This is a genomic window from Okeania sp. SIO2F4, assembly GCF_010672385.1.
In the GTDB taxonomy this organism is placed as follows: Bacteria; Cyanobacteriota; Cyanobacteriia; order Cyanobacteriales; family Microcoleaceae; genus Trichodesmium.
In genome coordinates, this window is the sequence record NZ_JAAHGT010001152.1 from 1 (window position 1) to 2,633 (window position 2,633).

Here is a 2,633-nt window from a genome sequence, read left to right on the forward strand (position 1 = left end):
TATTAGGTGGTTAGGGTAGCTCGATCTACATCAGCTATCAAAGCTTGACTGTATAATTATAAGAAAAGCAAAAAAACATTCAAGCTTTACAAGAGTTACTTAGAGTTAGTCTAGCTATAACAATTTACTAAGATGAACAAATATCCAGATTTTACTAACTACGGCTATCAAATTAGTAAAGAATTAGGGCGTAATTTACAAAGTGGGCGAATTACTTATTTAGCAAAATCTATCACTTCAAATAGACAGGTTGCGATTAAAGAATTTAGATTTGCTCTTGCTGATGGAAGTTGGTCTGCTTTTAAAGCTTATCAACGAGAAATTTCGGCTCTCAAACAATTAAAACATTCTCAGATTCCTTGTTATTTAGAATCTTTTGAAACTGAGTCTGGTTTTTGTTTAGTAACAGAATATATTCACGCTCCATGTTTGGCGGAAAGACATATTTTTACTCCTGAAGAAGTGAAACAAATTGCTATTTCAGTTTTGGAAATTTTGGTATATCTGCAAAATTTTCAACCTCCAATAATTCATCGGGATATTAAACCAGAGAATATTTTAGTAAATGAAAATTTGCAGGTTTATTTAGTAGATTTTGGTTTAGCAAAATTGCGAGGTGGGGAGTTAGCTTTGAGTAGTATTGCGGCAGGAACTCCAGGATTTATGCCACCGGAGGAAATGTTTAATCGACCTTTGAGTAATGCTTCTGATTTATATAGTTTAGGAGCGACTTTAATTTGTTTATTGACGGGAACTATAAGTGTAGAAGTTGATAAGTTATTGGATGAAGATTATCGGTTTAAGTTTGAATATTTTGTTCCTAATTTACATTGGCGTTTTACTAAGTGGTTGACAAAAATGGTGGAAATTCATCCGAAAAGGCGTTATGAAAATGCTGTTTTGGCTTTGCGGGAATTAAAGGAAATTCCTGTTGTTGAGGGTGAGGAAATTTTTGCTTTTCGGGAGGAGAAAGCTAGAGTTGATAAAAAATTTGTTGATGGAGAAATTCCTGTTGTTCTAGGTAGGGAAAGATTTACTTTTCGGGAGGATGAAGTTCAGGTTAATCAAGAAGTTATTGGTGTTGCGGAACAGGGAGAAATATTTGCTACTCGTAGGGTAGAAATTAAAGATAATAAAAAAGTTGCTGGTGTTGTGGAAAATGGGGAAATATTTCCTATTGGTAAGAGGATACTTAAGGATAAGAAAAAATTTGTTGGTGTTTTGGGAATTGCAGCAATTGTTGGTATTTTGGCTGGAAAAACTATTATCTCGTTGGTTGGTAGTCTAGGAAGTATAAACTTGGATAATCAAACGCAGATGAATATGACTCTTTCGCCAATTGAGCGTATTCAGAGTACAAGGGAATGTGGAGGGTGTGACCTTAAAAATGTGAACCTAGAATATGCAGACCTAAAAGGTGCAAATCTAGAAAATGCAAATCTAAAAGGTGCGAATCTAAAAAATGTATTTCTAGACTATGCAAATCTAAAAGGTGCAAATTTAGAAGGTGCAAATCTACAATCAGCTAGGTTAGAAAATGCGAATTTAGAAGGTACAAAACTAGACAATGCTAATTTATTAGCAGCATTTTTGCTAGATGCTAATTTACAAAATACCAACTTAAAAAATACTAATATAGTACAGTCAACTATCAAAGGTACATCCATTAATAAACAAACAATACTAACCCCTAAAGCACGTCTAGTTTGGCAAATTGTTAATAACAAATATCAGGGTTTGAATTTAAAAAAGGCTAAGTTGTCTGATGCTTTCTTATCAACAGCAAAGTTAGAAAATATTGATTTTGAGGATGCCGATTTAGAAAAATCTGTTGTTTATAACACCATACTTTCTGGTGCAAATTTGAAAAATGTTAATCTAAAAAATGCTTGGTTTGAGCATGCAACTTTAGAAAATACTTACTTACAAGGTGCTAATTTACAAAACACACGTTTTGCTGCAACAGTTAATTTACGAAGAGCTAATTTTGAAGGCGCTAATTTAGCCAATGCTGACTTTAATATAAATTATCCGGGAACTAATATTGACCTAGAAGAAGCTAACCTTAAAAATGCTAATCTGGAAAATGCCGATTTGAGCGGAGTAAATCTCAAAAATGCCAACCTTACAGGAGCAAATATTCAAGGTGCTGATTTTACTGGTGCAAATCTAGAAGGTGCTACTATGCCAGATGGCAGTATATATAATGGCAAAATAGATAATTAAATAGGTTTGAGAGTTTCCCCTCGGATTAGTTCTACTCTCTCGTCTTCTTTCAGGATGCAACTGAAAATCCTTTGATGGGAGATTTTTTTCAGCTAGCTCTAGGAAATGAAAATATCTCTGCCATTATTTCTCGAGAAAAACTCTGAGAATCCTTCGGCGCGCCGAATTTTTCCCGAAGCTTGAGACAATAAAAATATTGGTAATTTTTCACTGCCGAGAAAGGGAAGGAAAGATTCTGGGAAAACCAGCATATCTCTCTGGGTGCTTCAAAAAATGAAAATATTTCTGCCATTATTTCTCAAGAAAAATTCTGAGAATCCTTCGGCGCGCCGAATTTTTCCCGAAGCTTGAGACAATAAAAATATTGGTAATTTTTCATCGAGGAGAGATGGTAGGAAAAAATTTGA

General features: G+C 34.2%; 1 protein-coding gene. It reads left to right on the forward strand.

The window, feature by feature from the left end; all coding sequences use genetic code 11:
* Positions 1-132: 132 nt before the first annotated feature.
* Positions 133-2,226 carry a pentapeptide repeat-containing protein gene (locus F6K22_RS38240; protein WP_293110103.1) on the forward strand — a complete coding sequence of 698 codons (2,094 nt, stop codon included), beginning with the start codon at positions 133-135 and terminating at the stop codon, positions 2,224-2,226.
* The last annotated feature ends 407 nt before the right edge of the window (positions 2,227-2,633 follow it).